Source organism: Sphingobacteriia bacterium, from assembly GCA_017304685.1.
Taxonomy (GTDB): domain Bacteria; phylum Pseudomonadota; class Alphaproteobacteria; order Rickettsiales; family 33-17; genus JAFKLR01.
This window is the reverse complement of the sequence record JAFKLR010000004.1, coordinates 189,030-206,484: the sequence shown is the minus strand read 5'-3', so window position 1 is coordinate 206,484 and position 17,455 is coordinate 189,030. Positions and strand designations below refer to the sequence as shown.

Sequence of the window (17,455 nt, the reverse complement as noted above, 5' to 3'; positions counted from 1 at the left end):
TTTAATTAATCATTTCAAATAGTTTTCTAGTAATTTCATACACTTTTGTTTCCATGATATTACTTAATATAATTATATGAATATCTCTTTTAGGTTCATATGCCATTATAGTGGAAAACCCGTTTATACGACCCTGATGATAATAAACTTTTTCATTACTTAACTTAGTACTTATGAATATACCATACCCATGGTTTTGTGAGTGATTTGTAAGCATTAAATTTAAATAGTTTTCTGATAATAATTTACCTTTAAACAATCCTTTTTGCCATTTATATAAATCATGAGTTGTTGAAATAATACCTGCTTCACCAAAAGCTAAACTTAAATTTAAACCCTTAGTTTCAATAAGATTATTTTTATCTTTTAAATAACCTTTAGCGAGTATTTTATTTTTAGTATAAAGAGAGGAAACTAATTTATTACGGGGTATAAAAGTTCTACTCATTTTTAAAGGGATAAAGAAATTATTTGCTAAATAATCTTCATATTTAATATTAGAAGCGTGTTCAATAACAGCACCTAATAGATTAAATCCAAATCCACTATATTCATATTTACTTCCAGGAATGAACCTTAATGGTAAATCTTTCCCTATATTAATTACTGTTTGGGTAGATTGAGGAGATTTATATAATTTTTTAAATTCTTCTGTTTCTATATAATTAGGAACCCCAGAAGTATGAGTTAGTAAATGATGTAATGAAACATCTTTAGACCACTTAGCTTTATATGTAGGTAAAGCCTTATCTAATTTATCGTTTATATTTAAAACATTATTTTCTGCGAGTTTTAAAATAGCGACTGAAGTGAATATTTTCGATAATGATGCAATAGGAAATTGTGTGTTAATAGTATTTAAAACCCTTTTATTTACATCAGCAAATCCATAAGCTTTATTAAATATAGTTTTATTACCTTTAATAACTAAAATAGTACCGCTTTCAAAATTTTCTTTTAAATAATTTTCAATAGAAGTTGATGCATAAACTTGAAATGAACATATGTAAAATAATGCTAATAAAAAAATAGTAATAGCTCTATTTCTCATCTTTAAAATATCCTTTTTCTTTAAGTTTATCTTCTAATTCTTTTGGAATATATTTTTCGTCATGCTTAGTTAAAATTTCGCTAGCTAAAAATTCACTAGAATTAATTAATTTTCCTCTTGCGACTACGCCTTGATTTTCTCTAAATAATGCAGGTAAAATTCCTTTATATTTTACTGAAATTTTTGCTTCTTCATCCGTTATAACGAATATATGAAATTCATTTGAGTGGCTGGCGTTTTTTATAGATCCTTCTTCAATCAATCCGCCAATTCTCATTTCTTTATTAAATAAATTTGTTTGATTTTTAAGCTCTGAAGGAGTGTAGAAAAAAATTATATTTTCTTTAAATTGAACTAAAACTAAAGTTAAACCACTACCAAAAAGAGCTAGAAAAATAAGTAGTGATAATAATCGTTTATATTTCTTTTTTATCATTTGATCTAATTTTATACCACTCTTTAAAAGTGTAAAAAGTATAAGAAATTATACAGGTAAAAAAAACTATATAAGATAAAATTACATATGTAAGATATTTTGCGTGCATACTTAATCTTGTTTTTTTATATTAATTACAATAATATCTATAAATATCAAAAAATTAAATGTATTAACTTATGATAAAAAAATATAGGTTAAATAGTTGTGGTGGTCCAGAAAAACTTGAACTAGTTCAGGATCAAACTACTATTCCTAATTCAGATGAAGTTCTTGTAGCACATAATTTTATTGGAATCAATCACCAGGATGTACTTAGAAGAAAAGGTATTATCCCAACTAAAACCCCTTATGTATTAGGTTATGAAGCAGTTGGAAAAATAGAAAAAATAGGCAATGGGGTTGAATGGAAGGATTTAAATGAAGGCGACAAAGTAATTTATGCGACAGTAGGTTCAGGTGCTTACTCTACTCATCGTGTAATTAACCCATATTTTTTAGTAAAATTACCTTCCGATATAGATCAACAAACTGCTATAGCTTGTTTTTCAAAAACTTTAACCGCTCATTATTTGTTAAAAAGAGTAGCGAAAATTAAAGAAGGACAGCCAATACTTATTCATGGAGCTGCAGGGAGTGTCGGTCATATACTTTGCCAAGTAGCTAAATTTTATAATTTAAAGGTTTTCGCAACTGTAAATTCAAAAGAAAAATATGATTATTTAACTTCTTTAAAATCATGTGAAATGGTTATTGATGTAACGCAGCAAGATTTTGTAAGTGAAATAATGAAAAAAACAAAAAATATTGGTGTTGATATTGTATACGATTTAGTTGGTGGCGATTATTTAACTAAATCTTTTAAATGCATGAATTTCTTAGCCGTAGCAGTTTCTTTAGGTGATATAGCAGGAAGGCCAAATAATTTAGATTTAACATTATTAGATGATAGATGTTTATTTGTTACAAGACCTGATCTAAATATTTATCAAATTTCTAAAATGGAATTAACGCTTGCCGCTAATGATGCGTTTGAATTAATGAGAAGGAAAGCTATTAAACCTACAATTAATATTTATAATTTTGATGAAATATCAAAAGCTCATAGTGATATTGAAAGTGGTACAAAAATAGGCTCTTATATAGCAAAAATATAAAAATAAGAGAGAAAGTTATTAAATTTTCTCTCTTATTTAAATCTATAGACCTTTTTTCTTACGAATGTTGAATCTTCCAAAATTTGAGAATATTTCTTTTACAAAGCTTGGATCATCGCCAAATGAAGGAGTTTCTTCATAAGAAAAACTTATATTTTTATAATTATTTAAATCAATTTTTTGATAATAAGTTAAAATGTTATTATCGAATTCAAAAAGAAAACCATATTGTTTTACAGTTTTAGCTTTAAGAAAACCTATTTTATCCATTTTTCTTACAATATATAACCACTTGTCGCCATCAATTTCTTCTACAGCAGTAGGTGAACCTAATTCTTGATGAATCTCGTTCTTTGTAGTTTTATTTATTTCAAATTGTAAAGAATCTTCTATTAAAAGTTCATTATTACCATTTATAATTTCCTTCTTTAAGCATCCATTAAGATTTAAAGTAAGTAGTAATAAGATAAGGCTATATTTCATAAAACTCATTGATATTCTAAAATTAATACGAAAACGTTTTATATTACACAAAAAATAATTTGCATTCTAGATATTTTCAATATATTAATAACTTTATTTTGAAGATCAATAAATCAATTATTTTAAATTAAGGGTAAAAAAATGGCAGTACCTAAACGGAAAACCTCGCCTTCCAAAAGAAAAATGCGTAGAGCGCACTTAGTAACGAAGGCTACACCATCAATGCCTGTAGAAGACACTACAACAGGTGATTTCCACAGACCGCACAGAATGACCAAAAGTGGTTATTATAAAGGTAGAAAAGTTATAATTAAAGCTCAAAAGCAAGAGACACACGACCATAATCATGATGAAAATGACAATCATGATGATCACAAACACTAGGATAATTTAATAAAGAATGCCAAAGTCCAATAGAGAAATAACCATAGCATTAGATTGTATGGGGGGCGACAACGCCCCTTCATCTGTCATAGCTGGTGCAAGTAAGGCATTAGAAAGAGAGGGTAACCTAAGATTCCTTTTAGTTGGTGATGAAGATAAAATTATTAAAGAAGTTAATAAGTCTCCGAACCTTGTAAATCATTATCATATTATACATACAACCGATATAGTATCTTCAAATGATACACCCGCATATGCTATCAGAAATGGTAAGCGTTCAAGTATGTATTTAGCAGTACAAGCAGTAAAAAATGGTGAAGCTCATGCTGTAGTTTCTGCAGGAAATACAGGTGCTTTAATGGCAATTTCTAAAATTGTACTTAGAACCTTAAGTGGTATAGACAGACCTGCAATATGCGGTATAGTCCCTACATTAAGAGGAAAAGCTGCAATGTTAGATATGGGTGCTAATATTGAATGCTCTGCTACAAATTTAATGCAATTTGCAATAATGGGTTCAGCTTTTGCAAAAATTATTTTTCAAGTTGAAAGACCAAAAGTAGGCTTACTTAACGTAGGTTCAGAAGATATTAAAGGCAGTGATACTATAAAGCTAGCTTCTCAAATGATCAGAGAATTTAGAGATTACATAAATTTTTATGGTTATATTGAAGGCGACGGTATTATCGATGGATTTGTAGATGTTATAGTTACAGATGGCTTTTCAGGAAATATTGCCCTTAAAACTGCTGAAGGTACAGCAAAACTTTGTAGAGAATTTATGAAAGAAGGTTTTCAAAACTCTATAATAGCAAAAATAGGATATTTGTTAGCTAAAGCAAGTCTTAAGAAAACTTTTTCAAGACTTGATCACAGAAATTATAATGGCGCCATGTTATTAGGTTTAGATGGAATAGTGGTTAAAAGTCATGGTTCATCTGATGAGCTAGGTAATGCAAATGCCATATTAGTTGCTAAAAGCCTTGCGAGCGAAGAAATTAATAAATCAGTAGCTAATATTTTAGAGCAATCATTTAGTGTAGAAGCTTTAATAGAGTAGAACAGTGCAAAAACAAATGATTAAAGCAGTCATAAGTGGTATTGGGTCTTATTTACCTAAAAATGTTTTAACTAACAATGATTTAGAAAAAATAGTAGATACCAATGATGAATGGATAACTACAAGAACTGGCATTAAACAAAGGCATATTATTGACGCAGATATGTTAACCTCTGACCTTGCAAGTGAGGCTTCAAAAAAAGCTTTAGAAGATGCAAAACTTTCTGCAGATAAAATTGACTGTATCATTGTAGCAACAACGACACCAGATTATACATTTCCTGCAACTGCGGTAAAGGTGCAAGCAAATATAGGAGCTTCAAATGCTTTTGCATTTGATGTGCAGGCAGTATGCGCAGGTTTTATTTATGCACTCCACATTGCAAAGAATTTTATTGAAAATAATCAGGCTAAAAATGTTCTAGTTATAGGCGCTGAAGCGATGACTAAAATACTAGATTGGAAAGATAGAACAACATGTGTTTTATTTGGTGATGGGGCAGGAGCTATAATACTTTCAGCTGAAGAAAATTCAAGTAGAGGAATACTTGCAAGCAAGTTACATTCTGATGGCAATTACATTGACATATTACGTACAAGTGGCGGTATAGGCGTAAACAACGGTGAAAAAAGTCTTCTTTTAATGAAAGGTGGTGAAGTTTTTAAACATGCTGTTGAAAAAATGCATGAAGTTATTGAAGGTATACTTGAAGAATTAGGACAAAAATCAGAAAATATTGATATTTTTATTCCACATCAAGCAAATGTAAGAATTCTTTCTAGTGTAGCAAAAAAACTTACATTAGAAGAAAATAAAGTAGTTATAACATTAGATAAGCACGCTAACACATCAGCAGCTTCGATTCCGCTTGCGTTAAGTGAGGCTTATAACCAGAAAAGAATAAAAAAAGGTGATAAAATTATGCTAGCAGCAATAGGTGGAGGACTCGCCTGGGGTGCCGCATATTTGGTATTTTAAATTTAACAAGAGATTGAAAATACTAGCTTTATTAAAATAAAATACATAGGAAACTTATAAAATTCTTTACTAATCACTAAAAATGTTTTAAATTTCCTGTGCTTATAAACTTTAAAATTATAAAAGGTAATAAATAATATGGCAGTTAAGATCAGATTAGCAAGAGGCGGAGCGAAAAAAAAGCCATTCTATAAAGTTGTAGTGGCAACTTCTACATCTCCGCGTGATGGTAAATTTATTGAAGTGATTGGTACATTTGATCCTTTAAAACCAAAAGGAACAGAAGATAGATTTGCAATTAACATCGAAGCTTTAAATAACTGGATGAGCAAAGGCGCTTTACCATCTGATAGAGTAGCAAAACTCGCTATGGATAAAGGAATCCAATTACCGGCTGCAGTTGTTCAGCAAGTTGAAAAATTAAAGAAGAATCCAAAAAGAGCTCCTAGAAAAGCAAGTGGTGAATAATTTAGTTTGTTTTGGAGTAATTTCAAACGTTCACGGATTAAAAGGAGAAGTGAAAATTAAACCTTTTACTTCTTCTGCATCTTCTTTTATTGAATTTCATAGTTTTACAGATGAAGAAGAAAATATTTTAGAGTTTAAATATAGATCTATAGGTGATAGTCAAATTATAGCTTCTATAAAAGGAGTTACTTCAAGAACTGATGCCGAAAAGTTCAAAGGTAGAAAGTTATATATTCTTAGAGAAGAATTACCGGAGATTAAAGAGGAAAACACTTTTTATATAGAAGATTTAATAGATTCAAAAATTATATTAGAAGGAAGTAATAAAGAATTTGGAATAGTAACCCAAGTTTTTAATTTTGGAGCTGGAGATATAGTAGAAATAAAGAAAATAGATAATACAAAAGTATTATATAATCTCACTTCAAAAATTTTCCCAGTTATTGATGTTAATAAAAAAATTATAGAAATTATTCCTCCAGAAGAGGTGTAAAATGATAACCTTCCATGTACTTACTTTGTTTCCTGAAATGTTTCCGGGAACGCTTAAGCATTCACTTGCAGGTAAAGCTTTAGGTAGTAAATGGGAATTAAAGGTTTATAATATAAGAGACTATAGTCAAGATAAACATCAAAATGTTGATGAAAAACCTTTTGGTGGCGGTGCCGGAATGGTAATGCGGCCTGACGTATTAGGGAATGCTATAGAAAATATTATAAATGAACATGTTATTGAAAAACAAATATATTTTACCCCTCGGGGTAAGGTTATGGAGCAAAATTATATAAGTCATTTGACTAATTTTAATTCTGCTCTATTATTGTGTGGGCGTTTTGAAGGTATAGACCAAAGAATTATAGATTTCTATAACTTTGAGGAAATAAGTTTAGGTGATTTTATAATGTCAGGAGGAGAAATTAGTGCGTTAGCTCTAATTGATGCTTGCATTCGTCTTCTACCTGGTGTAATAAATAACCAAAATGCGTTAAGTGAGGAAAGTTTTAGCAGTCAAAATGAATTTTCGGGATTGCTAGAATATCCGCTGTATACTAGGCCCTCTGAATGGAATGGCCTTATGGTTCCTGAAGTTTTAATGTCAGGTAATCATAAAGAAATAAAAAACTGGCGACATGACCAAGCAATGAAAATTACTAAAGAACGTCGTTCAGATTTATGGAGCAAATATAAAGAAAGTTAACTTACGGGGATGTTATGAATAAGTTAGAGCAATTTAATAACGCTCAAATTGCAAAATTGACACAAAATAAAAAATTACCTGAATTTAAAGCAGGCGATACAGTATCAGTGCATGTAAAAATTGTAGAAGGAAATAATGAAAGGGTACAGGTCTTTGAAGGACTTTGTATTGCAATCCGTAACAAAGGTTATGGTTCATCATTTGTAGTACGTAAATTATCTCATGGTGTGGGTGTAGAAAGAATATTCCCAACATATTCACCACGTATTGAAAAAGTGGAAGTGGTTAGACGCGGTAGAGTTCGTAGAGCGAAACTTTACTATATGAGAAAATTACGTGGTAAAGCTGCGCGTATTTCAGAAGTCGTTGACAGAAGAAATACACAAAAAGATTAAACAAATTTAATTGGATAGAGAATATGGTTCAAACAACTTATTCAATGAAAGCATCAGAAATTAAAAAAGATTGGCTTATAATCGATGCTTCTGATTTAGTATTAGGAAGACTTGCAAGTATAGTTGCTAAAGTTCTTCGTGGTAAGCATAAACCTACTTTTACTCCACATATGGATTGCGGTGATAATGTAGTAATTATTAATGCTGAAAAAGTAAGGCTTACAGGTAATAAAGCAAATAGAAAAAATGGTAAATTTTACTATCATCACACAGGATTTCCAGGCGGTATTAAAGAAATAACAGCTGGTAAAGTTCTTGAAAGTAAATTTCCTGAAAGAGTTATCTATAAAGCTGTACAAAGAATGATAACAAGAAATACTCTTGGTAGAAAACAAATGACTCATTTATTTGTATATGCAGGAAGTGAACATCCTCATCAGGCTCAAAAACCTGCTGCTTTAGATGTAGCTTCTATGAATAGAAAAAATAAAAAAACTAGTTAATTATAGGTGATAAGTTTATGGCTCGTAAGGAAGAAGCAGCACCAAAAAAAGTTAAAGTAGAAAAAGTTCCAGCTGTAAAAAAAGCTGCGGGAACAACAGAAAAAAAAGCTGTTACAACAGCTAAAAAGTCTACTAATATGCAAAATGCAACTTATGCTACAGGTAGAAGAAAAAGATCTATAGCAAGAGTTTATGTAAAACCAGGTACAGGTAAAGCTGTTATAAATGGTAAACCAATAGAAGAATATTTTGCTCGTCCAATTTTAAGAATGATTCTTAATCAACCTTTCGCTGATACTAATACAACAAATCTTTATGATATAGTTTGTATGGTTAAAGGCGGTGGTTTATCAGGTCAAGCTGGGGCTGTAAAGCTTGGGATAGCAAGATGTTTAGACCAAATTAACCCTGAAAGTAATCATAAAGCTTTACGTCAAAATGGTCACTTAACAAGGGATTCAAGAGAAGTAGAGCGTAAAAAATACGGTAAGAAGAAAGCTAGAAGAAGCTTCCAATTCTCAAAACGTTAGTTTTTACTTCTATATATTATTCAAAAAAAGCTCAAAGTTATTTCTTTGAGCTTTTTTTATACAATCTTTATAAAATATATATATTAGCTAATTCAATAAAAAATTATACCATACATATTAAATTAACATTTTAGCTAAAATGTAAAATCTTAATGAGTTAATTTTTAATTATGAATATTTATATCTCTAAAATCTCATAAAGATAACAAATAAAAAACTTATATCCCCTTATAATATTTACCAATTCTAATTATAAAATGCTAAAAAATTAAAATTGTGGAATAGTAAATAAATAATTAACGTAATAAAATAAAATCAATTTTTAATTAAGAAAGTTATTGAAAGCTTGAATTAAATGTTCTAGCATAAATTTATACGAAAAGAGGATGTATAATTTAAAAAGAGGATGGGTCATGAAAAAATACTTATGTGTACTCTTATTATTATTAATCGCTGGATGTGCAACCGTACTTTCAGGATTAACACAAACAATACATATTAAAGTCGTTGATAATAAAACTCATACTGAAATACATAAAATTCATTGTACTGTCATAGATGGTAAGGGAAACCACTACGAAATAACTACTAACCCTGCTTCACTAAATGTAAATTTAGGTCATGGAACCTTAAGAATTGAATGCGTAAGAAATGGTTATAGACAAGTTGGAACTGTTGCAGGCGAAAACTTTAATGTGTTAACTATTGGTAATGTACTATTCTGGCCAGGCTTTGTAATTGACGCTGCAAGCGGCGCTTATAAAAAATATCCAACCCATTATATTGTAAAAATGGCAAAAGAATAAATATTATTTAAAATATGATGAGATAGGGGGAGGTGGTTGAGCTCCCCCTTTTTTATTTAACGCGACTACCTTTACCTCTATTGTGAGGAGTTTTTCCAGTAAAATTTTCATGTGATTTATCATTACTATGAGATTTTTTACTAAGATTTGAAAAAAACTTTTTGATGCTTTCCACATTTTTCTTATGCGTTTCAGCCATTTTTTTCATATTATTTTGATGACGCTCTTTAAAACTTAACTTTTTATCTTTACCTTTCTCATCAACTCCAAGTGTTTTTTGTACTTTAGAAGATTTAAGGTTTTCTACTTCTTTATTGTCAGCTTTACTCTTATTTATTTCTACAGAATTATTTTTAATATGTACTTGTTCAATATTAACATTGCTATTTTTGCCTATTTTTTCTGCAAGTTTTTGGTCAAAATTCTTCTTATGCTCTCTTTGAAAATCATTTCTTGGTTCTTTAGCTACATCAATAGGGGTTTTACCATTTGTATCTTTTGCTTTAAGATCAGCGCCATTATCTATTAAATCATTAGCAATATTATATTGAGCAAGCTTAGTTGCTCTGTGAAGAGGAGTATTACCCAAATTATCAGGATTATTAACAAGAGAGGTAGGATCTTTTGAATGTGATATAACTTCTTTTACAACACTTGCATCTCTAGCATCAACTGCAATATCAAGAGCAGTATAATTATGGGCATATGGATCTTTAAAATCAACATCCATACCGTTTTTAATAAATATTTTTCCAATTTCTCCAAAGTCATTTCGCATTGCAAAATCAAAATGAGGTCTTAAAACTTCTGTACGCATATTTTCAGGAACAGTTTTAGCATATTCATCGATTTTATTAAGATTAGCCGCGTTAGAATTCCTTTGATACTCAGCAAGAAGTTGAGTGAAAGTTTGTTTAAAAGGATTTTCAGGTCTTGTTTTAGTCATAAAAACCCTCATAAATAATTATTATTCTATATATAATAATTATATCATATATTTTATCAAAAGTTAATATTTTAATAATTTAATAGTAATATTTTGAGATGTAAGGATTTTATAAGTAATTAATCAGTAAAATTATCGGCATAATTCTTTTTAACTTTCTTACTTTCATGTGGATAAGAAATTTCATAATCAGGGTAATATTTTTTTACATAATTTTCAGCAGCTTCTTTAGAAGGAAAAGTTAAAGTAGTTTCTTGAAGCATGTCCTTTGAACCGGTCCATCCCATTAAACTATCAACATAACGAGATCCATCATGCTCAAATTTAACTAACCATTTTTTTGTATTACGCAATCCAGATTGCATCGCAGTTTTAGTGGGCTTAAAAATTGTTGCTTGCATTGAAATTTCTACCCTTTTTAAATTAAAACTTTTTTAGCTAAAGTTGAAGCCGCTTTAACACCTATATCTTTATTATAAGAAATATCGCACATTTCTTCAAAGTAATAAATATTATTCATTTCATCATCTGCAACCATTGCCTTAAATTTAAGTTGATTTGCAGAGATTTTTGCAAGAGCTGCTATTGGAGTTTGGCAACTTGATATACGAATTCCAAATTTATTAAATTTTTCTACTTCCCATTGTCTTAAAAAAGCTCTTTCACTTTTTGCTATAATGTAAGTTTCACCATGATTTATTTTACTTAAAATATCGCGGATCATTGTATTATCTTCTCTAGACTCAATAGCAATAATTCCTTGCGCCGCAGCAGGAAGAAATTGCGTTTCATCTAAAGGGAAATAAATATTTTTATCAATTCCTAATCTTTTAAGCCCACTTACAGCAAGTATAGTTGCACTAACAATACCTTCATTTAACTTATTAATTCTAGTAGGAACATTTCCTCTAAAAGGAATTATTTTTAAATCAGAACGAAGGTTTTTTATTTGAGCAGTTCTACGTAGTGAAGAAGTACCGATTATTGCATTAAGCGGTAATAATTCAAGCGATGGAATGCCTAAAATAGCATCTCTATAATCTTCTCTTTCGAGAACTGCAGAAATTATTAAACCTTTTGGTAATTCAGCCGGCATATCTTTCATAGAGTGAACAGCAATATCAATAGAATTGTTTAAAAGTGCATCTTCTAATTCTTTTGTAAATACACCTTTTACCCCTATTTCACTGATATTTTTATCCGTAACAATATCACCTATAGTTTTTATAGGGATAATTTCAAATGCATCTTCCTTAAATCCAAGCATATTTATAAGTTGATTTTTTACAATATTAGCTTGAGTGATTGCAAGTTTACTTGTTCTGGTACCGATTCGAATTTTATCCATAAGTATAAAATTTTAAAGAGTTATTCTAGGTAATATATAAGTATATTTTAAATAGTCTACTGATAGTTTAAGTTGAAAATATATATTAAGTTAGAAATATTGCTGAAGAATAAAACTAATAATGTAAATTTTTATTGAATCTTAATAATTAATAAAATATTATTTTTAATAAACAATAATTTTTTTTAATAAACAATAACTTATGGTGAAATAGCATTGCTTAAAAATTTTTTAAATCTAATTATTATTTCTACAGTACTTGCAAGTTGTACATCATTAGAAACCTTAAAGCGTGCCAAAGCAAAGGGTGATGCTTACCAGCTACATTTATTCGAATTATACAAAGAATTTGCTGAAAACGAGGCAGAAAAATATGATTGGATTGATTCTCAACATTTTATAAATAAAGCAATGTTTATTGTATATGGTCAAAATGTTGAACCAGAAAAAATTGAACATTGGAATATTCCAGATCAATTTATTCCAGAACTTAATAATAAAAGAAAAATATTAGTAGATTTAATTGCAAAAACAGAAATTCGTAAAAACTATGCAAAAGATTTAGCAGAAGCCCATTTTGCTTTTGACTGTTTATTAGAAGAACAAGAAGAAAATTTACAACAAGAAGATATTGGTAAGTGTAAAAACCTACTTGATCAAAAATTAGCTTTATTAAGTAATTTAAATGTTGCAACAAATAAAACTATCCTTGCACCAGTAAAAAGTGAACCGATAAAATCACCTGAAGAAATATTGAACCAGGCAAAAGAAAATTTTTCATATCGTATATTCTTCGAATTCGATAGCGATAAATTAACTGAAGGTTCAAAAAATGCTCTTAAGAAAATATCTAATGAAATAAAGAAAATGAAACCTGCTCCGGAAGAAGTTTCTCTAAATGGTTTTACTGATAAAGCTGGTTCAGAAGTTTATAACCTTGAACTTTCTAAGAAAAGAGCGACAGCGGTTAAAAAGTTCCTTGCTTCTGAAGGTATTTCAAAAGAAAAAATAGTTATTTATGCATTTGGTGAATCTGACAATGCAATTGAGACTATTGATGGTCAAAGAGAACCAGGAAGCCGTAGAGTAGAAATCTCAATTGTTGATTAAAGAATCTAGCTTTTAAAATGCTCAAGAGTTTTATTAATCACATTCTCACAAAATTCTCTAAAATTTTGGGTTTGATCGTTATTGATATTATAGTTATTCGTATTACCGAAATCTTGTTGTTCATTGTTTTTGCTACCAGATAAGTTGGTAAAGTAATAGAGCACTAAGCTTAGAGAAACAAAGCTAAAAACTTTTATTAATATTCTTGGGGCATAATGTAATTTAATATCAGTTTTAATTTTTTCGCTCTTACTTTCTTCATCAAAGCTCGTGAATAAACCATACAGAACTTTTACATTCTTATTTTTTAAATCCTCTTTAATTGAAAGACATTTTTCTTGAGATGTTTTGATATCTGAGCCAAGTAGGCTTAATAACTTTAAATTAAATAATTTAAATATCTCGGGTAAGTTATGTACCACAGATCCACTCAGATCAAGTTCAACTAAATTAGTAAGAGCAGTTACATGATTTATATTAAAAATATTTAAAGACTTTCTAGATAAAGTAAGGTCGCGAATTTTTAATATTGTAAGAGTATGTAATTTGTTTAACACGTTAGTTTCAGTTAATGCACATTCATATAAATCAAGTGACTTCAAATGCGTAAATTTAACTAAAAATTTTAAATTAAATTGAATATTTCTACAGTAAAGATGAACGAGATTATTAAATTTACTTATATACGATAAGTTTTTAACCCTATCATTATTACTAACAAGTTCTAACGATGTTAAATTAGGAAAATTAGGGATATCCTTACAATCAATTCCACGAGCAAAAAAATCAAGGTGTAGCTCTCGAAGCGATGATAAGTTTGTTAAAGATTTTAAGTGATACGATTTAATATAAGCATTTAATTTTAATTTTTCTAATTTTACAAGTGATGAAATATTATCAATATTTTCAAAACTTCCGCAATTAGCTTCAAAACTAGTTAAATGCGGAGGAAGTATAAATCTATTAATATTAATATTAGTATAAAAACTATCTAAGGCTAGCTCTTTTAAGCGTGTTAAATTTTTAAAAAGATCAAGGTTAATACTCTTACCTTGGGTACGACTAATTCTAAGAGAGGTAAGTTGAGTTAGGTAAGAAATATTAGAAAGATTACTTATATGATCATTTTTATCATATGAATTACATTCAAATTTTAAACTTAATTCTCTTAATTTAGTAAGACCGGTAATATAAGGAAAATTTCTACTATGATAAAAATAATATTCTAAAGAAGTTAAATTAGTTAGAGATTGAAGAACAGTTTGATTGAACCCCTTCTTAGAAAAAATGCGCAAATTTAAATTATCAAGCTTTGTTAAGGCTAATAAATTTGTGAAATAAAAAGGATAGGATGGAAAATTAGATAATTTGTAGTCCGAATAATGTAACCTTAAACTTCTAAGGTTTGTGAAATAAAGTAATCTATTTTGGTTATCTTCTTGTACATCGATTGAGAGCTCTTCATTTTGTAAATATTCCTGAGTAGAAGTCCATTTATATAAATCTATATGCGTTTTAGACATATAACTTTCCCTACTTAATTATTTTATTACAGATTATTATTGCAATCTCATAAAGAATAATTAGCGGTAAAGCTAAAGCAATTTGGCTAAACACATCTGGTGGAGTAATTATTGCTGAAATAATAAACATGCCTACAATTGCATATTTACGTTTAGCTTTTAATGTTTCTATAGAAACTAGGCCAATTTTATATAATAACACCGTTGCAACTGGTAGCTGAAACGCCACCCCAAACGCAATCATTAAATGCATTACAAGGGATAAATATTCATAAATCCTTGCTTCAAAAACAATAGGTAAAGCGGCATTAGGGGATTCAAAGCTTAAGAAAAATTGCCATGCATAGGGGAAAACTAAATAATAAGCAAAAGCAATACCGCTGTAAAAAAGGAAAGGAGTAAATATTAAAAAAGGTAAAAATCCCTTTCTTTCATTTTTATAAAGCCCAGGTGCTGCAAATAAATAAATTTGCCAGAAAAAATAGGGAATTGTAAAAAGAAGAGCTGTAAAGGTAGAAAGTTTTATATAGGTAAAAAATGCTTCTGTAAGCCCAGTATAAATTATGCGGTGATTATTTTCACCATTGATTTTAATTAAAGGCATTAATAAAAAATTATAAACATTTTCCGAAAAGAAATAAGCAATTGCAAATAATGCAATAAACACAATTCCAACTTTAATAAAACGATTTCTAAGCTCAATTAAATGAGCGCTTATAGAAGCAGTTTTTTTTAAAATTTCGTCATTAGGTAATTGGTTTTGTGTCTGGTTCTGTATGTTCTTTTTCATCATTAGCAATATCAGGTTTTATAAAATCTAAATCATAGGCAAGATATTCTTTACCATCTTCACCTATAACGATTTTTGTAAATTGTTTGTTTATTTCTTCAATTTCTAGTTCGTTAGAGACTTCTTTTATATAATCCTTTACTTGAGATTTATAAAATGACAATTTTTTTATTACCTTTAATGCCATTTTTACAAGTTCAGGAATCTCCTTTTTACCAAATAAGGTAAGTGCCACTACGAAGATAACTATAATTTCAGAGAACGAAATCGAGAGCATCGTCAGTACCTAATTTTTCACCTTTATACATTGCATAATTACCGTTTGAATCTATTATTTTAATAGAATGCAATACTTTTTCATTAATTTTAACTAATAGCCAATTCCAAAAGGTAAAAGCTAAATTTTCTAAAGTGGGAACAATATGATGAAATTCATCCACTTCTTCATTTAAAAATTTATTATTAACTTTATTTATAACAAATTCCTTTACGAACTCATTTAATTTTAAATGGTTTAATACCATTCCATTTACAGGGTCAATTGCACCTTTAAATTCAATAATTAATTCAAAGCTATTACCTAAAATGTTATTATTTAAACCATAAAACATCAAATTTTCTTGTTCACTAAGATTTGGGTTAGTCATTTTATAAGAGCAAGAAAATTTTGTTTTATAAGCAAAAATCATTAAAGATTTTTCCATTTATAAGATCCTTAATTTTAGTTTTATAGAATAATATAAAATATTTGTTTCTAAAAATAGTTTCTCATAAGTAAAATTGTTAGTCTATAAAGTTTTGGAAAATAGAAATTAAAAATCGCTTACTCTACCTTTAACTTCCCAATCGCCATAGCGTGTTGGTTCAGGACCTTTTGGGCCGCCAATTTCTTCAATAGACTCATTATTTTTATTATCTTCACTATTATTTTTATCTGCTTCTTTCATGCTATTTTTTCCATATATGCATTATTAAATTTTGTAATACAATATAAACCTAATAAAGCGCTAACCATAATTAAAAAACCATGTGTATAAATTATACCAGTTTGCTTATAAAGAGATAAACTAAGGGTTGGAGCATAAGCTCCTATTTGGCTACCTATAGAATAACCAAATGAGATATTTGTATATCTTCTATTTACAGGAAATTGTTTTACAGACCAAGGGTGAAATGCTGTAATAAAAGCAGCGCAAATGGTAATCATAATTAGCTTGAAAGCAAAAATTGACCATATATCACCGCTAGTAAGTAATGTGAAAGTTGGGACGGTAACAAATACTCCAGCAAGTAAGGAATAATATAACAATCTATCAGTACCAAGTTTATCTGTAAGCATTCCCATAAATGGTAACATTATAGCATATAATACTAATACTAACGAATTTATTTTCATAATTTCAGGCACCGTTATATTGGTTACAATTGTTATGAAAGAATTTACCATTATGGTAGGTACCATATATAGAACACTTATAAATGTTGCAAGAACGATAATAGTAACTAATTGTTTAGCGCTCTCATTCGATAAATTACAAAAATGCTCATTAAAAGTTTTTCCATGACTTTTAATAAATTCAGGTGTTTCTGTTGCAGATAATCTAAAATATAATCCTATAAGAGCTGTAATTGCTCCTATAAAATATGGCACACGCCATAAATTTGCTTCTTCTTTATATTCTATAACAAGTGTTGTGGCAATAGATGCGAGTAATATTCCAATTGCGGTGAAACTACAATAAATTCCACTCATTAAACCATTATCTTTTTTATTGTGTTCAACAATAAAAATAGCGCCACCATTATATTCGCCGGCGACAAAAAATGCCTGTAACAATCGACTTAATATTAATAAAACAGGTGCCAAGCCTCCAACTTGAGCATAGGTAGGTAATAGACCCATAAATATAGTTACTATACCCATGCCTAAAATAGAAGTTACTAATGCTCTTTTTCTACCATATTTATCTCCTATCATACCTAATACAACAGCCCCAATAGGTTTACCTAATAAACTAATTCCATATCCAGAAAGTATTAGCATAATTCCATTAATTGGATCGACATTAGGAAAGAATAATTCAATTAATAAAGGAGACATAAAACCATAAAGGCTCGTATCATAATGCTCAACGAGTACACCTAAGCTTACAGGTAAAAAACGGAATCTTTTTGACACTGGAGGGCCCCTTAAATTTATTAATTGAATATAATAAAAGAAGTGTTTAGGTAATATTTTTAGCGTAGACCTTTAAGTGAAAAAGTCAATAAAAAAACTTCTGGGAAA

The 17,455-nt window shown here is 29.0% G+C and carries 23 protein-coding genes and 1 pseudogene; 12 read left to right on the top strand and 12 right to left on the bottom strand.

The features are described 5' to 3' along the window. Position 1: 1 nt before the first annotated feature. Together J0H68_06360 and ccmE are read right to left on the bottom strand one after the other, a co-directional pair. The gene (locus J0H68_06360; protein MBN8828311.1) at positions 2-1,051 is read right to left on the bottom strand and encodes a beta-lactamase family protein; all 1,050 of its coding nucleotides are present in this window, start codon (positions 1,049-1,051) and stop codon (positions 2-4) included. Further along, positions 1,041-1,484, bottom strand: a complete 444-nt coding sequence (gene ccmE / locus J0H68_06355; GenBank protein MBN8828310.1) for a cytochrome c maturation protein CcmE — start codon at positions 1,482-1,484, stop codon at positions 1,041-1,043. The genes J0H68_06360 and ccmE overlap by 11 nt, the downstream gene beginning before the upstream one ends. Before the next feature lie 182 nt (positions 1,485-1,666). Here ccmE and J0H68_06350 point away from each other — a divergent pair, with 182 nt between their 5' ends. Then, a complete protein-coding gene (locus tag J0H68_06350) occupies positions 1,667-2,644 on the top strand; it encodes a zinc-binding dehydrogenase (GenBank protein ID MBN8828309.1) in 978 nt (325 codons plus the stop codon). 42 nt (positions 2,645-2,686) lie between these two features. On the opposite strand, the gene J0H68_06345 is transcribed toward J0H68_06350, so the two are convergent. Next, the gene (locus J0H68_06345) at positions 2,687-3,127 is read right to left on the bottom strand and encodes a hypothetical protein (GenBank protein MBN8828308.1); all 441 of its coding nucleotides are present in this window, start codon (positions 3,125-3,127) and stop codon (positions 2,687-2,689) included. A gap of 141 nt (positions 3,128-3,268) precedes the next feature. On the opposite strand from J0H68_06345, the gene rpmF reads away from it, so the two are divergent. The 10 genes from rpmF (at position 3,269) to J0H68_06295 (ending at position 9,451) form a co-directional block, all read left to right on the top strand. After that, positions 3,269-3,511 carry a 50S ribosomal protein L32 gene (rpmF, locus tag J0H68_06340; protein ID MBN8828307.1) on the top strand — a complete coding sequence of 81 codons (243 nt, stop codon included), beginning with the start codon at positions 3,269-3,271 and terminating at the stop codon, positions 3,509-3,511. A gap of 16 nt (positions 3,512-3,527) precedes the next feature. Continuing rightward, complete coding sequence (gene plsX / locus J0H68_06335) at positions 3,528-4,571, top strand: phosphate acyltransferase PlsX (protein ID MBN8828306.1); 1,044 nt, start codon at positions 3,528-3,530, stop codon at positions 4,569-4,571. A gap of 16 nt (positions 4,572-4,587) precedes the next feature. Then, a complete protein-coding gene (locus J0H68_06330; GenBank protein ID MBN8828305.1) occupies positions 4,588-5,550 on the top strand; it encodes a ketoacyl-ACP synthase III in 963 nt (320 codons plus the stop codon). 138 nt (positions 5,551-5,688) lie between these two features. After that, a complete protein-coding gene (gene rpsP, locus J0H68_06325) occupies positions 5,689-6,018 on the top strand; it encodes a 30S ribosomal protein S16 (protein MBN8828304.1) in 330 nt (109 codons plus the stop codon). Then, positions 6,011-6,511 carry a 16S rRNA processing protein RimM gene (rimM, locus tag J0H68_06320; protein MBN8828303.1) on the top strand — a complete coding sequence of 167 codons (501 nt, stop codon included), beginning with the start codon at positions 6,011-6,013 and terminating at the stop codon, positions 6,509-6,511. The genes rpsP and rimM overlap by 8 nt, the downstream gene beginning before the upstream one ends. A gap of 4 nt (positions 6,512-6,515) precedes the next feature. After that, positions 6,516-7,217 (top strand): tRNA (guanosine(37)-N1)-methyltransferase TrmD, encoded by a 702-nt coding sequence (gene trmD / locus J0H68_06315; protein ID MBN8828302.1) that lies wholly within the window; start codon positions 6,516-6,518, stop codon positions 7,215-7,217. 14 nt (positions 7,218-7,231) lie between these two features. After that, entirely contained in the window at positions 7,232-7,612 is a 381-nt protein-coding gene (rplS, locus tag J0H68_06310) for a 50S ribosomal protein L19 (GenBank protein MBN8828301.1), read from the top strand. A gap of 23 nt (positions 7,613-7,635) precedes the next feature. After that, entirely contained in the window at positions 7,636-8,115 is a 480-nt protein-coding gene (rplM, locus tag J0H68_06305) for a 50S ribosomal protein L13 (GenBank protein ID MBN8828300.1), read from the top strand. A 137-nt stretch (positions 8,116-8,252) separates the two neighbouring features. Further along, complete coding sequence (gene rpsI, locus J0H68_06300) at positions 8,253-8,645, top strand: 30S ribosomal protein S9 (GenBank protein MBN8828299.1); 393 nt, start codon at positions 8,253-8,255, stop codon at positions 8,643-8,645. A gap of 413 nt (positions 8,646-9,058) precedes the next feature. After that, positions 9,059-9,451 (top strand): hypothetical protein, encoded by a 393-nt coding sequence (locus tag J0H68_06295; protein MBN8828298.1) that lies wholly within the window; start codon positions 9,059-9,061, stop codon positions 9,449-9,451. A 52-nt stretch (positions 9,452-9,503) separates the two neighbouring features. Here J0H68_06295 and J0H68_06290 read toward each other — a convergent pair whose 3' ends face one another. From J0H68_06290 to hemC, 3 genes are all read right to left on the bottom strand, one after another. Beyond that, positions 9,504-10,397: an ankyrin repeat domain-containing protein gene (locus J0H68_06290; GenBank protein MBN8828297.1), complete on the bottom strand. Its 894-nt coding sequence runs from the start codon at positions 10,395-10,397 to the stop codon at positions 9,504-9,506. Positions 10,398-10,516: 119 nt separating this feature from the next. Further along, on the bottom strand, positions 10,517-10,798 hold the full coding sequence (locus tag J0H68_06285) for an ETC complex I subunit (GenBank protein ID MBN8828296.1): 282 nt from the start codon (positions 10,796-10,798) through the stop codon (positions 10,517-10,519). Positions 10,799-10,815: 17 nt separating this feature from the next. Further along, entirely contained in the window at positions 10,816-11,745 is a 930-nt protein-coding gene (gene hemC, locus J0H68_06280) for a hydroxymethylbilane synthase (GenBank protein ID MBN8828295.1), read from the bottom strand. Between the two features lie 216 nt (positions 11,746-11,961). Here hemC and J0H68_06275 point away from each other — a divergent pair, with 216 nt between their 5' ends. After that, entirely contained in the window at positions 11,962-12,855 is an 894-nt protein-coding gene (locus J0H68_06275; GenBank protein MBN8828294.1) for an OmpA family protein, read from the top strand. Between the two features lie 5 nt (positions 12,856-12,860). Here J0H68_06275 and J0H68_06270 read toward each other — a convergent pair whose 3' ends face one another. The 6 genes and pseudogenes from J0H68_06270 to J0H68_06245 all read right to left on the bottom strand — a co-directional run bounded on the left by J0H68_06270 (position 12,861) and on the right by J0H68_06245 (position 17,347). Continuing rightward, positions 12,861-14,378 carry a hypothetical protein gene (locus tag J0H68_06270; protein MBN8828293.1) on the bottom strand — a complete coding sequence of 506 codons (1,518 nt, stop codon included), beginning with the start codon at positions 14,376-14,378 and terminating at the stop codon, positions 12,861-12,863. A gap of 10 nt (positions 14,379-14,388) precedes the next feature. Then, positions 14,389-15,168: a twin-arginine translocase subunit TatC gene (tatC, locus tag J0H68_06265; GenBank protein MBN8828292.1), complete on the bottom strand. Its 780-nt coding sequence runs from the start codon at positions 15,166-15,168 to the stop codon at positions 14,389-14,391. After that, positions 15,125-15,445 carry a twin-arginine translocase TatA/TatE family subunit gene (locus J0H68_06260; GenBank protein MBN8828291.1) on the bottom strand — a complete coding sequence of 107 codons (321 nt, stop codon included), beginning with the start codon at positions 15,443-15,445 and terminating at the stop codon, positions 15,125-15,127. Before J0H68_06260 ends, tatC begins: the two co-directional genes overlap by 44 nt. Continuing rightward, positions 15,423-15,872 (bottom strand): 6-carboxytetrahydropterin synthase, encoded by a 450-nt coding sequence (locus tag J0H68_06255; GenBank protein ID MBN8828290.1) that lies wholly within the window; start codon positions 15,870-15,872, stop codon positions 15,423-15,425. The genes J0H68_06260 and J0H68_06255 overlap by 23 nt, the downstream gene beginning before the upstream one ends. 108 nt (positions 15,873-15,980) lie before the next feature. Next, positions 15,981-16,061, bottom strand: a pseudogene (locus tag J0H68_06250) (DUF1674 domain-containing protein). Positions 16,062-16,111: 50 nt separating this feature from the next. Then, on the bottom strand, positions 16,112-17,347 hold the full coding sequence (locus J0H68_06245; protein MBN8828289.1) for an MFS transporter: 1,236 nt from the start codon (positions 17,345-17,347) through the stop codon (positions 16,112-16,114). Positions 17,348-17,455 lie beyond the last annotated feature (108 nt).